Annotated in this window: 16 protein-coding genes; 5 read left to right on the top strand and 11 right to left on the bottom strand. The window is 63.7% G+C overall.

Features of this window, described 5'->3' with window-relative positions:
• Positions 1-104: 104 nt before the first annotated feature.
• Together BM382_RS17480 and BM382_RS17475 are read right to left on the bottom strand one after the other, a co-directional pair.
• Complete coding sequence (locus BM382_RS17480) at positions 105-1,253, bottom strand: NAD(P)/FAD-dependent oxidoreductase (RefSeq protein WP_053154601.1); 1,149 nt, start codon at positions 1,251-1,253, stop codon at positions 105-107.
• Positions 1,254-1,295: 42 nt separating this feature from the next.
• A complete protein-coding gene (locus BM382_RS17475; RefSeq protein ID WP_011064271.1) occupies positions 1,296-1,463 on the bottom strand; it encodes a rubredoxin in 168 nt (55 codons plus the stop codon).
• Positions 1,464-1,678: 215 nt separating this feature from the next.
• Here BM382_RS17475 and BM382_RS17470 point away from each other — a divergent pair, with 215 nt between their 5' ends.
• Both BM382_RS17470 and ubiA read left to right on the top strand, forming a co-directional pair.
• The gene (locus tag BM382_RS17470; RefSeq protein ID WP_011064272.1) at positions 1,679-2,242 is read left to right on the top strand and encodes a chorismate--pyruvate lyase family protein; all 564 of its coding nucleotides are present in this window, start codon (positions 1,679-1,681) and stop codon (positions 2,240-2,242) included.
• On the top strand, positions 2,242-3,132 hold the full coding sequence (gene ubiA / locus BM382_RS17465; RefSeq protein WP_072443437.1) for a 4-hydroxybenzoate octaprenyltransferase: 891 nt from the start codon (positions 2,242-2,244) through the stop codon (positions 3,130-3,132). Before BM382_RS17470 ends, ubiA begins: the two co-directional genes overlap by 1 nt.
• A 116-nt stretch (positions 3,133-3,248) precedes the next feature.
• Here the strand turns inward: ubiA and BM382_RS17460 are convergent, their stop codons facing one another.
• Positions 3,249-3,632, bottom strand: coding sequence for a COG4315 family predicted lipoprotein (locus BM382_RS17460; RefSeq protein WP_011064274.1), 384 nt, complete (start codon positions 3,630-3,632; stop codon positions 3,249-3,251).
• A 151-nt stretch (positions 3,633-3,783) separates the two neighbouring features.
• On the opposite strand from BM382_RS17460, the gene phoB reads away from it, so the two are divergent.
• The 3 genes from phoB (at position 3,784) to BM382_RS17445 (ending at position 7,352) form a co-directional block, all read left to right on the top strand.
• Entirely contained in the window at positions 3,784-4,473 is a 690-nt protein-coding gene (phoB, locus tag BM382_RS17455) for a phosphate regulon transcriptional regulator PhoB (RefSeq protein ID WP_003177195.1), read from the top strand.
• 128 nt (positions 4,474-4,601) lie between these two features.
• Complete coding sequence (gene phoR, locus BM382_RS17450) at positions 4,602-5,894, top strand: phosphate regulon sensor histidine kinase PhoR (protein ID WP_186355251.1); 1,293 nt, start codon at positions 4,602-4,604, stop codon at positions 5,892-5,894.
• A 117-nt stretch (positions 5,895-6,011) separates the two neighbouring features.
• The gene (locus BM382_RS17445; protein ID WP_011064276.1) at positions 6,012-7,352 is read left to right on the top strand and encodes a hemolysin family protein; all 1,341 of its coding nucleotides are present in this window, start codon (positions 6,012-6,014) and stop codon (positions 7,350-7,352) included.
• A gap of 37 nt (positions 7,353-7,389) precedes the next feature.
• Here the strand turns inward: BM382_RS17445 and BM382_RS17440 are convergent, their stop codons facing one another.
• From BM382_RS17440 to BM382_RS17405, 8 genes are all read right to left on the bottom strand, one after another.
• The gene (locus BM382_RS17440; RefSeq protein ID WP_072443435.1) at positions 7,390-8,286 is read right to left on the bottom strand and encodes a peptidoglycan DD-metalloendopeptidase family protein; all 897 of its coding nucleotides are present in this window, start codon (positions 8,284-8,286) and stop codon (positions 7,390-7,392) included.
• A gap of 61 nt (positions 8,287-8,347) precedes the next feature.
• Positions 8,348-8,662 carry a helix-turn-helix domain-containing protein gene (locus BM382_RS17435; RefSeq protein WP_072443433.1) on the bottom strand — a complete coding sequence of 105 codons (315 nt, stop codon included), beginning with the start codon at positions 8,660-8,662 and terminating at the stop codon, positions 8,348-8,350.
• Entirely contained in the window at positions 8,655-8,990 is a 336-nt protein-coding gene (locus BM382_RS17430) for a type II toxin-antitoxin system RelE/ParE family toxin (protein ID WP_011064279.1), read from the bottom strand. Before BM382_RS17430 ends, BM382_RS17435 begins: the two co-directional genes overlap by 8 nt.
• A 682-nt stretch (positions 8,991-9,672) precedes the next feature.
• Positions 9,673-10,632, bottom strand: coding sequence for a response regulator (locus tag BM382_RS17425; protein ID WP_019093932.1), 960 nt, complete (start codon positions 10,630-10,632; stop codon positions 9,673-9,675).
• A 166-nt stretch (positions 10,633-10,798) separates the two neighbouring features.
• Positions 10,799-11,560 (bottom strand): phosphate signaling complex protein PhoU, encoded by a 762-nt coding sequence (phoU, locus tag BM382_RS17420; protein WP_011064281.1) that lies wholly within the window; start codon positions 11,558-11,560, stop codon positions 10,799-10,801.
• A gap of 121 nt (positions 11,561-11,681) precedes the next feature.
• The gene (pstB, locus tag BM382_RS17415) at positions 11,682-12,515 is read right to left on the bottom strand and encodes a phosphate ABC transporter ATP-binding protein PstB (protein WP_011064282.1); all 834 of its coding nucleotides are present in this window, start codon (positions 12,513-12,515) and stop codon (positions 11,682-11,684) included.
• Between the two features lie 185 nt (positions 12,516-12,700).
• The gene (gene pstA, locus BM382_RS17410; protein ID WP_011064283.1) at positions 12,701-14,371 is read right to left on the bottom strand and encodes a phosphate ABC transporter permease PstA; all 1,671 of its coding nucleotides are present in this window, start codon (positions 14,369-14,371) and stop codon (positions 12,701-12,703) included.
• A 15-nt stretch (positions 14,372-14,386) separates the two neighbouring features.
• Positions 14,387-16,420 carry an ABC transporter permease subunit gene (locus BM382_RS17405; RefSeq protein ID WP_169892551.1) on the bottom strand — a complete coding sequence of 678 codons (2,034 nt, stop codon included), beginning with the start codon at positions 16,418-16,420 and terminating at the stop codon, positions 14,387-14,389.
• Positions 16,421-16,606 lie beyond the last annotated feature (186 nt).

Raw genomic sequence — 16,606 nt, 5'->3', positions numbered from 1 at the left:
GCGGCAGACGGGTGTGAGGATGGCACGCGCTTGAGAGTGGCGCCAGTCTCCCCGCGACCTTTGTGAGGGCAAGAACCGGGTTATTCCGACAGAACGACCGGTATTTAAGCCAGCAACGCAGGAAGTTCCTTGTTCAGGGCCAGTTTTTCCATCACCGCGGCCCCGGTCAGGGCGTAGCCCAGCAACTGGCCTTCGGCGTTGCGGCACAGGACCTTGATGTCGGCCCCCTGCCCTTCTGCAGTCCATACGCCTTCGGCGCCACGGGGCGGCGGCGACACCACCAGGGGGCAGACCGGAGTCTTGACGGTGATCGGCATCGGCCCGTAGCTGACCGCCGTCGGCTTGCCCGCCAGGGTCTGCGCCAGCGCCCGGGCGCAGCTCATCAGCGGCATCACGTACAGCAGGTTGAGACCGTCGACCTCGGCGCAATCGCCCAGGGCGTAGATATTGGCGTGGGAGGTTTTCAGCTCGCGGTCCACCACCACTCCGCGATTGACCACCAGCCCGGCGGCAGCCGCCAGGTCGATGCGCGGGCGCAGGCCGATGGCCGAGACCACCAGGTCGCAGGCGATCACCTGGCCATCGGACAGGTGGGCTTCCAGACCGTCGGCGCTGCGCTGCAGGCGGTTGAGCACCGGGCCCAGGTGGAAGCGTGCGCCCAGACTCTCCAGCCCGGCCTGGACCGCCGCCGCTGCGGCCGGGTGCAGCAGGGTCGGCATCACCTGCTCGCAAGGTGCCACCAGGTCCACGCTGTAGCCGCCGAGGATCAGGTCATTGGCGAACTCGCAGCCGATCAGCCCGGCGCCCAGCAGCAGCACCCGACGCTTGCCGGCCGCGGCGCTGCGAAAGCGCGCGTAGTCTTCCAGGTCATTGATGGGGAAAATCAGTTCGGATGCGTCGCCCTGCACCGGCACCCGCACGGTTTCCGCGCCCCAGGCCAGGATCAGGTCGCGATAGGCCACCGCTTCCTCGCCGATCCACAGGCGCTTGTGGCCCGGGTCGATGCCGCTGATACGGGTGTGGGTGCGGACCTCGGCCTTGAGCTGCTCGGCCATGGCGCCGGGCTCGGCCATGCTCAGGCCGTCGGCGTCCTTGTTCTTGCCGAAGCCGGTGGACAGCATCGGCTTGGAGTAGGAACGGCCATCGTCGGCAGTGATCAACAGCAGCGGCGTCTCGCTGTCGAGCTTGCGAAACTCCCGGGCCAGGTTGTAACCCGCCAGGCCCGTCCCCACGATCACTACCGGTGCGCTCATTCCCTGCTCCTTGTTATTGGTTGTTCAAGCCACAAAAGTCGATCAAGCGATCTCGATCATTTCGAAATCCATCTTGCCCACGCCGCAGTCCGGGCAGAGCCAGTCCGCGGGCACATCTTCCCAACGGGTACCCGGCAAAATACCGTCGTCCGGCCAGCCTTCCGCTTCGTTGTAAATCAGGCCGCAGACCACACATTGCCACTTTTTCATTGATGCATTTCCTCAAGGGTTCAGGCTTCGCCGGTGGGTCGGTCGATGGATCGACTCTAGAAGGCCACGCTGATCAGCGTCCGGCACTGGGGTTTTTTACTGATCACTACCGGCAGATGCAAGCACGTTCGTGCCGCCGGGCGTCCTGGATCAATCAAAACCGGCGATCGCCATGCTAAGCTCGCCGCCTCATTTGCTGCCAATACTGACCCACTGTGCCGCACTCAATGCCCCCCGCCCCGGCCCCCATCTGGCTGGTGCAAAGCCGTTTGTCCCCCTTCCCCGGCACAGCCGTTGCCAACTGGCTGTTCGATGAAGGGTCGCTGACCCGGCGCCTGACCCGGCTGTCCCACAACGCCTTCAGCGTCACCCCGCTGGTGCAAGAGTGGCAAACCCTGCGCAACGACGAATGCGCCGCCCTGGGCCTGCCCGAACAGAGCGAAGGCTGGGTGCGCGAGGTGTACTTGCGCGGGCACGGCCAGGCCTGGGTGTTCGCCCGTAGCGTCGCCGCCCGCAGCGCCCTGCTCGAAGGCGGCCTGAATATCGACGAACTGGGCAGCCGCTCCCTGGGCGAGTTGCTGTTCTGCGACCAGGCCTTTACCCGCCAGCCCATCGAAGTCTGCCGCTACCCCCGGCACTGGCTGCCCGCTGCCGTTGCCGACAACGGCCTGTGGGGCCGTCGCTCACGCTTTGACCGCGGCCCCCTGAGCCTGCTGGTGGCGGAAATCTTCCTGCCCAGCCTGTGGACCGCCATAGACGCCCGACCGGAGGCCTGCTGATGTACCTGAGCCTGCTCAAATCCCTCAATCGCCTGCACCCGCGGGCCTGGGACTTCCTGCAACTGGCGCGCATGGACAAGCCCATCGGCATCTATCTGCTGCTATGGCCAACCCTGGTGGCGCTGTGGATCGCCGCCGAGGGCCAGCCGTCCCTGAGCCATGTGCTGATCTTCACCTTCGGGGTGGTGCTGACCCGCGCCGGCGGCTGCGCCATCAACGACTTCGCCGACCGCAAGGTGGACGGCCAGGTCAAGCGCACCGACCAGCGGCCCCTGGCCACCGGCAAAGTCAGCGCCAAGGAGGCCCTGATACTGTTCGCGGTGCTGATGGGCGCCGCCTTCCTGCTGGTGCTGTGCACCAACGCCACCACGGTCTGGCTGTCGTTCGGCGCCCTGGCCCTGGCCGCCTGCTACCCCTTCATGAAGCGCTACACCTATTACCCGCAGGTGGTACTGGGAGCGGCGTATTCCTGGGGCATCCTGATGACCTTCACCGCGCAGAACGGCGAACTGCCGGCCACCGCGTGGCTGCTGTACATCGCCAACCTGCTGTGGACCGTGGGCTACGACACTTACTACGCCATGACCGATCGTGACGATGACTTGAAAATCGGGGTCAAGTCCACGGCGATCCTGTTCGGCGATGCCGACCGGGTGATCATTCTCACCCTGCAGGGCTTGTCCCTGGGCTGCCTGCTGCTGGCCGGGGCACGGTTCAATCTGGGGGGCTGGTTCCACCTGGGGCTGGCGGTGGCGGCGGCGTGTTTCGCCTGGGAGTTCTGGTACACCCGGGATCGCGACCGGATGAAGTGCTTCAAGGCCTTCCTGCATAACCACTGGGCGGGCCTGGCGATCTTTGTCGGGGTGGTGCTGGATTACACGTTGCGCTAGACCGTCAAGCAAGGCCCTATGGGCCTTTTCGCAGCTTTGCCAGGGCTCGGCAGCGGCTACAGAGATCGGTGTAGCCGCTGCCGCAAGCTGCCAATGGCCCGGAGGGCGGCGGGAGGTCAGTCGGATTTCGCGACCTTCCAGGCGCCGTCCATCTTGCCTTCGCCGGTCATGTCACCGGCCTTCTTGTCCATCACGAAGCCGTACAGCGGCTTGCCGTCGTAGGCCCACTGCATCTTGCCGTCGTCACGCTTGATCACCGTCCACTTGCCCATGGCCTTGTCACTGCCCTCGGCCATCAGCGGCGGCCAGTTGGCAGCGCATTTGTCATTGCACATGGACTTGCCGTCGGCATCCTTGGCAAAGGTGTAGAGGGTCATGCCCTTGTGGTCCACCAGCACGCCGTCCTTGCTCATTGCCGGGTCGGCGGCCATGGCGAATGTCGGCAGGGCCAGGACAGCGCCTACCAGCAGGACTTTCAACGATTGCTTGAACAGAGTCATGGAAACCTTCTTTTGTGGTTGTCAGGAATCGGACTCAAAGCTTAGTCCACGAAGCAGCACCCCGCCCCGCGACCTGAAATACTGTCACACGACTGCAATAATTCCGTTATCTAATGCGGCGCAAGACAGTTAAATGACAAGAGGTTCAAGCATGGTTGGCAGAAGCATTCTGATCGTTGACGACGAAGCGCCTATTCGCGAAATGATCGCCGTTGCGTTGGAAATGGCCGGCTATGACTGCATGGAGGCAGAGAACTCTCAGCAGGCCCATGCCATCATCGTCGACCGCAAGCCGGACCTGATCCTGCTGGACTGGATGCTGCCCGGCACCTCCGGCATCGAGCTGGCGCGGCGCCTCAAGCGCGACGAGCTGACCGGGGACATCCCGATCATCATGCTCACCGCCAAGGGTGAAGAGGACAACAAGATCCAGGGCCTGGAAGTCGGCGCCGACGACTACATCACCAAGCCGTTCTCCCCCCGCGAACTGGTGGCCCGCCTCAAGGCCGTGCTGCGCCGTGCCGGCCCTACCGATGGCGAAGCACCAATCGAAGTCGGCGGCCTGCTGCTGGACCCCATCAGCCACCGGGTGACCATCGACGGCAAGCCCGCGGAAATGGGCCCTACCGAATACCGCCTGCTGCAGTTCTTCATGACCCACCAGGAGCGTGCCTACACCCGTGGCCAGCTGCTGGACCAGGTCTGGGGCGGCAATGTGTACGTCGAGGAACGCACCGTGGACGTGCATATCCGCCGGCTGCGCAAGGCCCTGGGCGATGCCTACGAGAATCTGGTACAAACCGTGCGCGGCACCGGCTATCGTTTTTCCACCAAGGCCTGACGGCAGCGGCAAGCGACAAGCGGCACGCCGATGAGTGACCGCTTCAACACTTGCAGCTTGGAGCTGCGCCACCCTCCACGGACGTGTTTCAAGTGAATCAAAACTGGCATGGCACCCTGATTCGCCACATGTTGCTGTTGATCACCGGCTGCCTGCTGGTGGGCCTGATCAGCGGCTACTACGGCTGGAGCCTGGCCGCCGGCCTGGGCATCTACCTGGCCTGGACCCTCAAGCAGTTGCTGCGCCTGCACGAATGGCTGCGCCTGCATCAACCCGACGAAGCGCCCCCCGACGGTTATGGCCTGTGGGGCGAGGTGTTCGACAGCATTTACCACCTGCAACGCCGCGATCAGCGGGTACGCGGGCGCCTGCAGGCGGTGATCGACCGGGTCCAGGAGTCCACCGCGGCCCTTAAGGACGCGGTGATCATGCTCGACAGCGACGGCAACCTGGAATGGTGGAACCGCGCCGCCGAGACCCTGCTGGGGCTCAAGACGCCCCAGGACAGCGGCCAACCGGTGACCAACCTGGTGCGCCATCCGCGCTTCAAGGAATACTTCGAGCAGGACAGCTACGCCGAGCCGCTGGAAATCCCCTCCCCGGCCAACGACCGGGTACGCATCCAGCTCTACATCACCCGCTACGGCAACAACGAGCACCTGATGCTGGTGCGCGACGTGACCCGCATCCACCAGCTGGAACAGATGCGCAAGGACTTCATCGCCAACGTCTCCCACGAGCTGCGCACGCCGCTGACGGTGATCTGCGGCTACCTGGAGACCCTGCTGGACAACGTCGAGGAAGTGAACCCGCGCTGGAGCCGCGCCCTGCAGCAGATGCAGCAGCAAGGCGGGCGCATGCAGACCCTGCTCAACGACCTGCTGTTGCTGGCCAAGCTGGAGGCCACGGACTACCCGTCGGACAACCAGCCGGTGCCCATCGACGTGCTGCTGCAATCGATCAAGAGCGACGCCCAGGCGCTGTCCGGGGAGCGCAACCAGCGCATCACCCTGGAAGCCGACGCGTCGGTGCAACTCAAGGGCAGCGAAGCCGAGCTGCGCAGCGCCTTCTCCAACCTGGTGTTCAACGCGGTGAAATACACCCCGGCCGAAGGCAATATTCGCATTCGCTGGTGGGGCGACGAACAGGGCGCGCACCTGAGCGTGCAGGACTCGGGGATCGGCATCGACAACAAGCACCTGCCGCGCCTCACCGAGCGCTTCTACCGGGTGGATTCGAGCCGCAACTCCAACACCGGCGGCACCGGCCTGGGCCTGGCCATCGTCAAGCATGTGCTGCTGCGCCACCGTGCGCGCCTGGAGATCAGCAGCGTGCTGGGCCACGGCAGCACCTTCACCTGCCATTTCGTTCCGGCCCAAGTGAAGAAAAACCGCACCCAGAGCCTGACCGACCAGCGCTGACAGCCACTCGCCCCTAGGCAATTGCCCTGTCAGCCGCTACATTGCGTAACTTGTGCCTGCCTTTCAGGCACCGCATTTCCTTCCTTTTCGAATACACGGAACCCGCAAAACTCCATCATGGACCCTTCCCCTGGTTTTACCCTCGCGTCTCTTTTCGCCGACTTCGGCATGATTCTTTTTGCTCTGATCCTGGTCCTGCTCAACGGCTTTTTCGTTGCGGCGGAGTTCGCCATGGTCAAGCTGCGCTCGACCCGGGTCGAGGCCATTGCCCACAAGAACGGCTGGCGCGGGCAGATCCTGCGCACCGTGCACAGCCAGCTCGACGCCTACCTCTCGGCCTGCCAACTGGGCATCACCCTGGCCTCCCTGGGCCTGGGCTGGGTCGGTGAGCCGGCCTTCGCCCATCTGCTGGAGCCGCTGCTGGGCGCCCTGGGCGTGAGCTCTCCGGAAGTGATCCGCGGCGTGTCGTTCTTCACCGCGTTCTTCATCATTTCCTACCTGCACATCGTGGTCGGCGAGCTGGCGCCCAAATCCTGGGCGATCCGCAAGCCGGAGCTGCTGTCGCTGTGGACGGCGGTGCCGCTGTACCTGTTCTACTGGCTGATGTACCCGGCCATCTACCTGCTCAACGCCAGCGCCAACACCATCTTGCGCATCGCCGGGCAGGGCGAGCCCGGCCCGCACCACGAACACCACTACAGCCGCGAAGAACTCAAGCTGATCCTGCACTCCAGCCGCGGCCAGGACCCCAGCGACCAGGGCATGCGCGTACTGGCCTCGGCGGTGGAAATGGGCGAACTGGAAGTGGTGGACTGGGCCAATTCCCGGGAAGACCTGATCAGCGTCGAGTTCAACGCGCCGCTCAAGGAAATCCTCGCCCTGTTCCGCCGCCACAAGTTCAGCCGCTATCCGGTCTACGACAGCGAGCGCAACGAATTCGTCGGCCTGCTGCACATCAAGGACCTGCTGCTGGAACTGGCGGCCCTGGACCACATTCCCGAGTCGTTCAACCTGGCCGAGCTGACCCGCCCGCTGGAGCGCGTATCCCGGCACATGCCGCTGTCGCAGTTGCTGGAGCAGTTCCGCAAGGGCGGCTCGCACTTCGCCCTGGTGGAAGAAGCCGACGGCAAGGTCATTGGCTACCTGACCATGGAAGACGTGCTTGAAGTGCTGGTGGGCGATATCCAGGACGAACACCGCAAGACCGAGCGCGGCATCCTGGCCTACCAGCCGGGCAAGCTGCTGGTGCGCGGTGACACCCCGCTGTTCAAGGTGGAACGCCTACTGGGCATCGACCTGGACCATATCGAGGCCGAAACCCTCGCCGGCCTGGTGTACGAAACCCTGAAACGGGTGCCGGAAGAGGAAGAAGTACTGGAGGTCGAAGGCCTGCGCATCATCATCAAGAAGATGAAGGGACCGAAGATCATCCTGGCCAAGGTGCTGATGCTGGATTGACGGCCCTTTCGCCGCCAAGCCGGCTCCTACGGGCAGGTTATTGGTTGCCCAGGGCAAAATTCGGCAGATCCCCCAGGGGCTGGTTGAACTGATAGGGAATCGACACCAGCCCCAACCCGGTATTGCGCTGCACCACGAAATGCAGGTGCGGCCCACTGCTGTTGCCGGTGTTGCCCGACAGCCCCAGGGCGCTGCCCACCGCCACTCGCTGGCCCTCCCGCACGCTGACCGAACCCTGCTTGAGGTGCAGGTACACGCCCATGGTGCCGTCGTCGTGCAGCACCCGGACGAAATTGCCCGCCGGGTTATTGCCCCGCCCGTTCTGGGCGTTCTCGGTCTTCACCACCACCCCGCCCCGGGCCGCAATGATCGGCGTCCCCACCGGCATGGCGATATCCATCGCATAGCGGCTCTTGGGGCTGAAATGGCTGTATTGGCCATTGGCGCCCTGGGTCAGGCGAAACGGCCCGCCACGCCAGGGCAGCGGGTAGCGATAGGCCTGGGTGGCGCCTGCCGGATCCCCCAGGGAATAACGGAACCTGGGGGCATAGCTCAGAGGCTGGTCGGCGCGAATCGCCGTGAGCAGCGCCAGGCGCTGCCTGCTGCGGGCCGGCAGCACCTGGCGGATCGGCTGCCCCGGAGCGCCGCTGACATTGCTCAACCCGGCAAAGCTCAACTCCACTTCCACCGGGGCATACAGGTCATTGCGCACATACACCGCATCCACCCCCCTGTGCTTCTGGATATCCAGGCGCACCTGGCGCTCAAGGTGCTCCACCATGCGGTCGCGGAACACGAACTCCTGGGCCCCCGGCGAAGGCCGGTCGCTGTAGGAGACCACGCCATTGGCGTCGATGGACTTGTACACAGTCATCGCCGCCAGCGATGTGGCGGCTAAAGACAATCCACAGAAAAACAGCAGGCGCACAAACATTCGGCAGCTTCTTGGCAGAGGGTGGAATCACGCTAGCAGCCTGATATGGAGCTTGTATGAATCAGGCGGGCGCCAAGGGTTCAATGCCGCCAGCGTAGAAGTGGATGTCCACCCCCAGTTGCGCCGCCTCGCAGAGGTTGACCAGCGCATCGAGGGAGAACTTGTTGATCTTGCCACTGAGCACATCGTTGAGCCGGGGCTGGGTGATATTGAGGCGCCTGGCCGCCTCCTTCTGCGACCCCCCCCAGGCCTGCACGGTCTTGCCCAGTTCCAGCATCAGCTTGGCCCGCAGGCGCATGTTGGCGGCCTCCTGGGGAGTGGCTTCAAGGGCATCCCAGACACTGGCAAAGCGCTGGTTGATCGGTTGGTCAGTCATGGCGTGAACCTGTTTCCTGATATCTGGCACGAGCCAGCTCTATATCCCGCGCCTCGGTCTTGCGGGTGGTCTTGCGCACCGCGTGCAACACATAAATGGCCGCGGCCCGCCGGACCACATAGAACAACCGAAACGCCCCTGAATCCTCATGGATCCTGATCTCGAAAACGCCCGGGCCAATGGTTTTCACCGACCTGCAATCGTAGGGCTGTTCACCCTGCTGCAGCAGATCCAGCTGGAAACCGGCGGCCCGACGGGCATCTTCAGGGAACGCCCTGAGATCCCGCAGCGCGCTCCCGACAAACACCACATCCTTGTGCCTGGGCATCGAACCTCTCCTGTTAATGACCAGGAACAAGGCTAATCAACACGGCCAGGACCGGTCGCGCCGGGTTGTTTCAAGGCATGGCCGCAAGGGGTGAGCAATAAAGAGCGCCACCTGAAATCTATATCCAAACAGATATAAATCAAGCGCAAAAAAATTAATCTGACGTACGGCGGAAAGTACCGAGGGGGGCGGAGCACGCCTTGTGGCTTGAGGGTTACGGCCTATGTTGCGAGTTGCTCGCTCGATAGCGGGATGACGCAGCAGCCCGCCTCGGCGGCCGGTAAAAGCCCGCAGTGGGAAAGTGTTTTCAGCAGATTTCCGCTGCCTCCCATCACCGCAGGAACCGGCTTGCCGGCAAAGAGGCCTTCAAGCCTTGTGCTGCCCTTGCGGGCGCCTTCGCTGGCAAGCCAGCTCCTACACAGCAAGAGGGTGTTCTCGCGGCTTACGCACCTGCCACCGTAGGAGCCGGCATGCCGGCGAAGAGGCCTTCAAGCCTTGTGCTGCCCTTGCGGGCGCCTTCGCTGGCAAGCCAGCTCCTACACAGCAAGAGGGTGTTCTCGCGGCTTACGCACCTGCCACCGTAGGAGCCGGCTTGCCGGCGAAGAGGCCATCAAGCCTTGTGCTGCCCTTGTGGGCGCATTCGCTGGCAAGCCAGCTCCTACAGCGAGGCGGCCGGCAAGGATCAGGCGCCTGGAACGAAGTGCTTCTGGGCGGTGCCGCGGGCGATCAGGCGGGAGATGTAGTCGAGCTTCTGGGCATCCTGGTCCACGAAGCGGAAAGTCAGCTGCAGCCACTCGCTGTCCGGCTTGGGTTCAAAGGCCACCACCGCATGCAGGTAGCCATTGAGCCGCGCCACTTCGGCGTTGTCGCCCTGCTCCAGGTCCAGCACCGCGCTCTCCAGCACCTGGGGCAGGCTGTCGGTGCGCTTCACCACCAGCAAGGCTTCCTTGATGCTCAGGGCCTTGATCACACACTGCTGGTTGCCGCTGGACAGCCGCAGTTGGCCCTGGCCACGACCACCACCGGCCGCTGCCGCAGGCGCCGGGGCCTTGACCGGAGGGCTGTTGAGCAAACCGCGGGCCGGCGCTGCTGCCGCTGGAGCTGGAGCCGGGGCGGCAGCCGCCGGTTTGGCGAACGGATTGACCGGAGCGGAAGCCGCCCCCACCACCGCCGGCTTGCCGCCAGTCAGGGCGCTCAGGGAGTCGTTGCCAAAGGCCGAGTTCATCTTGGTCGGCGCGCTGTTCATCAAGGTGTCGAGCTTGCCGACCTTGTTCAGCGCCTGCTTGACCTTGGTCAGCAGCTGTTCGTTGGTAAAAGGCTTGCTCACATAACCGGAAACCCCGGCCTGGATCGCCTGCACCACGTTTTCCTTGTCGCCCCGGCTGGTGACCATGATGAACGGCATGGCCTTCAGCGCATCTTGCTCGCGGCACCAGGTCAGCAGCTCAAGGCCGGACATTTCCGGCATTTCCCAGTCGCACAGGACCAGGTCGAAGGCTTCACGGGCGAGCATCGCCTGGGCCTTCTTGCCATTGATCGCGTCTTCGATCTTGATGCCAGGGAAGTAGTTGCGCAGGCACTTCTTCACCAGGTCACGAATGAACGAAGCGTCATCCACCACCAACACACTTACCTTACTCATCGACCACCCCTTTAAAAATCCCGGCAAGCATAACGCTGGCTGATGGCACTTTGCCAAAACTCTTCAGTCACGCCGGGACTTTTCGTTCGCGGGTGCTGCTTTTCAATTTCCAGGAGCACAAACAAAAACGCCCGGCCAAAAGGCCGGGCGCTCTTCTCGGGCACTCTTACTTATCGTCAGTTTCATCCGGAACATTAGCGGATTCGCCACTGGTACCTTCAACTTCCTGCTTCATGCGCTTGAGCCCAAGGTGACGAACATCGGTGCCGCGCACCAGATAAATCACCAGCTCGGAAATGTTGCGCGCGTGGTCGCCGATCCGCTCCAGCGAGCGCAGCACCCAGATAATGCTCAGAACCCGCGAGATAGAGCGTGGGTCTTCCATCATGTAGGTGGCCAGCTCACGCAGCGCGGTCTTGTATTCGCGGTCGATGATCTTGTCGTACTGGGCCACCGAAAGTGCCAGGTCGGCATCGAAGCGGGCAAAGGCGTCCAGGGCATCGCGCACCATGTTGCGCACCTGGTCGCCGATATGCCGCACTTCCACGTAGCCACGCGGGGCCTCGCCCTCTTCGCAGAGCTGGATGGCCCGGCGGGCGATCTTGGTGGCTTCGTCGCCGATGCGCTCCAGGTCGATCACCGACTTGGAGATGCTGATGATCAAACGCAGGTCCGAGGCCGCCGGCTGGCGACGGGCGAGAATGCGCAGGCATTCCTCGTCGATATTGCGTTCCATCTGGTTGATCTGGTCGTCGATCTCGCGCACCTGCTGGGCCAGGCCGGAGTCGGCCTCGATCAGCGCTGTGACCGCGTCATTGACTTGCTTCTCCACCAGCCCGCCCATGGCCAGGAGGTGGCTGCGTACTTCTTCCAGCTCGGCATTGAACTGCTGGGAGATGTGATGGGTTAAGCCTTCCTTCGAAATCATCGTGTTCGCTCCGCGAAAGTTGCAAGCTTCAAGCCGCAAGCTTCAAGCAGTTAAATTGTGATCCGGATGTCGCGCACCGCCTCTGTTGCGCCGCGTGAAACCTGCGGCTGGCAGCTGCTTTCTAGCCATAGCGCCCGGTAATGTAGTCTTCGGTCTGCTTCTTCGCCGGGTTGGTGAACAGCGTGTCGGTATCGCCGAACTCCACCAGTTTGCCCATGTACATGAAGGCGGTGTAGTCGGAAACCCGCGCCGCCTGCTGCATGTTGTGGGTCACGATGACGATGGTGAACTTGGACTTGAGCTCATAGATCAGCTCCTCGACCTTCAGGGTCGAGATCGGGTCCAGGGCCGAGCAGGGTTCGTCCAGCAACAGCACTTCCGGCTCCACGGCGATGGTCCGGGCGATCACCAGACGCTGCTGCTGGCCGCCGGACAGGCCCAGGGCCGAATCATGCAGGCGGTCCTTGACCTCGTCCCACAGCGCCGCGCCCTTGAGGGCCCATTCCACGGCTTCGTCGAGCACGCGCTTCTTGTTGATGCCCTGGATGCGCAGGCCGTAGACCACGTTTTCATAGATGGTCTTGGGGAACGGGTTGGGCTTCTGGAACACCATGCCGACCCGGCGACGCAGCTCGGCCACGTCTTCGCCCTTGCGATAGATGTTGTTGCCGTAGAGGTTGATCGCACCCTCTACGCGGCAGCCGTCCACCAGGTCGTTCATGCGGTTGAAGGTCCGCAGCAGGGTCGACTTGCCGCAACCGGACGGGCCGATGAAGGCGGTCACGCGCTGCTTGGGGATGTTCATGCTGACGTCGAACAGCGCCTGTTTCTCGCCGTAGTACAGGCTCAGGCCGGGCACTTCGATGGCCACGGTTTCCTGTTCCAGGCTCAGGCTCTGCTTGTCGCGGCCCAGGGCGGACATGTTGATGCCATGAGTGTGTGCTTCGTGTTGCATGGGATGCTCCCTGTGCTACCAATTCGTTTGTCGTGAACCGCAGGCATCTGGCCAGCGGCGACATCATTCTGTTTGTAGGAACCGGCTTGCCGGCGAAGAGGCCTGCAGGCCTTGTGTCGCCCTTGTGGGCGCCTTCGCTGGCACGCCAGCTCCTACGCAAGCCAGCGTCCACACAAGCCAGCCGATCAGCTGTCCAGTGCCTTGTATTTTTCACGCAGGTGGTTACGGATCCACACCGCCGACAGGTTCAGGGTGGCGATCACCAGCACCAGCAGCAGCGCGGTGGCGTACACCAGCGGCCGCGCCGCCTCGACGTTGGGGCTCTGGAAGCCGACGTCGTAGATGTGGAAGCCCAGGTGCATGATCTTCTGGTCCAGGTGCAGGTACGGGTAGTTGCCGTCCAGCGGCAGCGACGGCGCCAGCTTCACCACACCCACCAGCATCAGCGGCGCCACTTCACCGGCGGCACGGGCCACCGCGAGGATCATGCCGGTCATCATCGCCGGGCTGGCCATGGGCAGCACGATCTTCCACAAGGTCTCGGCCTTGGTCGCGCCCAGGGCCAGGGAGCCTTCACGCACGGTGCGGGGAATCCGCGCCAGGCCTTCTTCGGTGGCCACGATCACCACCGGCACCGCCAGCAGCGCCAGGGTCAGGGAAGCCCAGAGCAGGCCCGGGGTGCCGAAGGTCGGCGCCGGCAGCGCTTCGGGGAAGAACAGACGGTCCACGGAGCCGCCCAGCACGTAGACGAAGAAGCCCAGGCCGAACACACCGTAGACGATGGCCGGAACCCCCGCCAGGTTGTTCACCGCAATGCGGATCACCCGGGTCAGGGTGTTCTGCTTGGCATATTCACGCAGGTAGACCGCTGCCAGCACGCCGAACGGGGTGACGATCATGGCCATGATCAGGGTCATCATCACGGTGCCGAAAATGGCCGGGAAAATACCGCCCTCGGTGTTGGCTTCGCGCGGGTCATCGCTGAGGAACTCCCAGACCTTGCTGAAGTAGAAACCGATCTTGGTAAAAGTGCCCATGGCGTTCGGCTGGTAGGCGTGTACCACCTTGCCCAGGCCGATCTCCACTTCCTTGCCGTTGGCATCACGGGCGGTCAGGCTGTCGCGGTTGAACTGGGCGTGCAGGTCGCTCAGGCGCGCCTCGATGTCCTGGTAGCGGGCATTGAGTTCGGCGCGCTCGGCATCCATGTCGGCCTGGGCCGCGGCATCCAGCTTGCCGTCCAGCTCCAGCTTGCGGCCGTGCAGGCGGATGCGTTCCAGGCCGGCGTTGATGGCGCCGATGTCGGATTTCTCCAGGGTCTTGAGCTGGGCGGCCAGCTTGTTCACCCGGTCGATCCGCGCTTGCAGCTCGGGCCAGGCGGCTTCGCCTTCGGCGATCACCTTGCCGCTTTCCTTGACGTTGACCAGGTAGCCGTAGAAGTTGCCCCACTCACGGCGCTCGATGGCCATCAGCTCTTTGGGGTAGCTCTGGTTGGTCAGCCACTCGCCGACGATCCAGGTGAAGTCGTTGCCGTTCAGGTCACGGTTGCCGACCTTGATCAGCTCGCGGGTCATGAACTCCGGGCCCTGGTCGGGCACCGGCAGGCCGGCACTCTTCAGGCGCGCCCGGGGCACTTCTTCCTTCTGCACCACTTCACCGATGACCAGGTGGTTGGCCTGGCCCGGAACGTCGTAGTTGGCATGCACCAGGTCGGCTGGCCAGAAGTGGCCGAGGCCACGCACGGCGATCACCGCCAGCAGGCCGATGGTCATGATGACCGCGATGGACACCGCGCCACCGCTGATCCAGACGCCGGGGGCGCCGCTCTTGAACCAGTCTTTTAGGGAGTTCTGTTTCACAGACTTCTACCTTTCTTAAAGCGACGAGTATTTCTTGCGCAGACGCTGACGGATCAGCTCGGCGAGGGTGTTCATGACGAAGGTGAACAGCAGCAGCACCAGCGCCGAGAGGAACAGCACGCGGTAGTGGCTACCGCCGACTTCCGATTCGGGCATTTCCACCGCGACGTTGGCGGCCAGGGTGCGCAGGCCTTCGAACAGGTTCATTTCCATGACCGGGGTGTTGCCGGTGGCCATCAGTACGATCATGGTCTCGCCCACGGCGCGGCCCATGCCGATCATCAGCGCCGAGAAGATCCCCGGGCTGGCGGTGAGGATCACCACCCGCGTCATGGTCTGCCACGGCGTGGCGCCCAGGGCCAGGGAGCCCAGGGTCAGGCCCCGTGGCACGCTGAACACGGCGTCTTCGGCGATCGAGTAGATGTTCGGGATCACCGCAAAGCCCATGGCCAGGCCCACTACCAGGGCGTTGCGCTGGTCGTAGGTAATCCCCAGATCGTGGGAGATCCACATGCGCATGTCACCACCGAAGAACCAGTTCTCCATGAACGGGCTCATGTACAGCGAGAGGAAGCCGACGAAGATGATCACCGGGATCAGGATCGCGCTTTCCCAGCCGTCCGGCACTTTCAGGCGCAGCGACTCGGGCAGGCGGCTCCAGGCGAAACCGGCCACCAGGATGCCGATCGGCAGCAGGAGCAGCAGGCTGAAGATGCCCGGCAAGTGGCCTTCGACATAGGGCGCGAGGAACAGGCCGGCGAAGAAACCGAGGATCACCGTCGGCATCGCCTCCATCAGCTCGATCACCGGCTTGACCTTGCGGCGCATGCCCGGGGCCATGAAGTAGGCGGTGTAGATCGCCGCCGCCACCGCCAATGGCGCCGCCAGCAGCATGGCGTAGAACGCCGCCTTCAGGGTACCGAAGGTCAGGGGCGAGAGGCTCAGCTTGGGTTCGAAATCGGTGTTGGCCGCGGTGGATTGCCAGACGTATTTAGGCTCGTCGTAGTTCTCGTACCAGACCTTGCTCCACAGCGCGCTCCAGGACACTTCCGGGTGCGGGTTGTCGAGCACCAGGGGCTGCAGCTTGCCGCCGGCCTCGACGATTACCCGGTTGGCCCGTGGCGACAGGCCGAACAGGCCCTGGCCGTCTACCACCTGGTCCACCAGCAGGGTGCGGTGGGCGGTGCTGTGGAACACCCCGAGCTTGCCGGCGGCGTCCAGGGCAACGAAACCCTTGCGACGCTCTTCGGCGGTGATTTCAACAATGGGCGCAGTGCCCATCTGGAAGGTGCGGATCTGCTTCAGGCGCAGCTCGCCGTCCGGGTCGCGGGCCATGAACCACTGGGCCAGGCCGCCCTTGGAGGTCCCGATGATCAGCGAGATGCCGCCCACCAGCTGGGTGCTGGCGGTGACTTCGGTATCGGCGTCTTCCAGCAGTTTGTAGCGACCGTTGAGGCTCTTGTCCCGCAGGCTGAAGACGTCGGCCTGGGCGCGCCCGTTGATCACGTACAGCCACTGCTGGCGCGGGTCGATGTACATGGCCTTGACCGGCTCGGTCATCTGCGGCAGCTCGATGCGGCTCTGCTCGCTGGTGACCTCGCCGGTCATCATGTTTTCTTCGCGGGTCAGCTTCAGCACTTGCAACTGCGAAGCGGTAGAACCGGCAACGATCAGCGACGAATCGGTGGCATTGAGGTTGACGTGCTCCAGCGCACCGCCCTGCTCGTTCAGGGTGATGGGGGTCTCGCCGTAGGGGTACTCGATGGCCGGCGAGATGGTCTTCTTGCCGTCCGGGTAGCTGACCTTGTAGGTATGACGGAACACCAGGGCCTGGCCGTTGGACAGGCCGACCACCACCAGCGGGTTGCCGGGCTGGTCCTTGCCGATGGAGGTGACGCTGGCGCCCGCCGGGATCGGCAGGTCGACCTTGCGCAGCTCGGCGCCACTATCGATGTCGAAGAACAGCGCCTGGCCCTTGTCGGAGACACGCATGCCAACCTGGTTCTGCTCTTCCAGGGAGAACATCAGCGGCTTGCCGGCGTCCTGCATCCAGGCGGGAGTCAGAGGGTCCTTGGCGGTCAGCTCGGCGCCCTGGAACAGCGGTGCGACGACATAGGCGAGGAAGAAGAAGATCAGGGTGATAGCACCCAGTACCGCGAGGCCGCCGACAAGGACGTACCAACGGGTCAGGCGGTCTTTGAGCGCGCGGATGCGACGCTTGCGTTGCAGTTCAGG

The sequence above is a fragment of the Pseudomonas sp. NFPP25 genome (assembly GCF_900116505.1).
Lineage (GTDB): Bacteria > Pseudomonadota > Gammaproteobacteria > Pseudomonadales > Pseudomonadaceae > Aquipseudomonas > Aquipseudomonas protegens.
The sequence above is the reverse complement of the archived record's forward strand: the minus strand, read 5'-3'. Positions and strand labels throughout refer to the sequence as shown.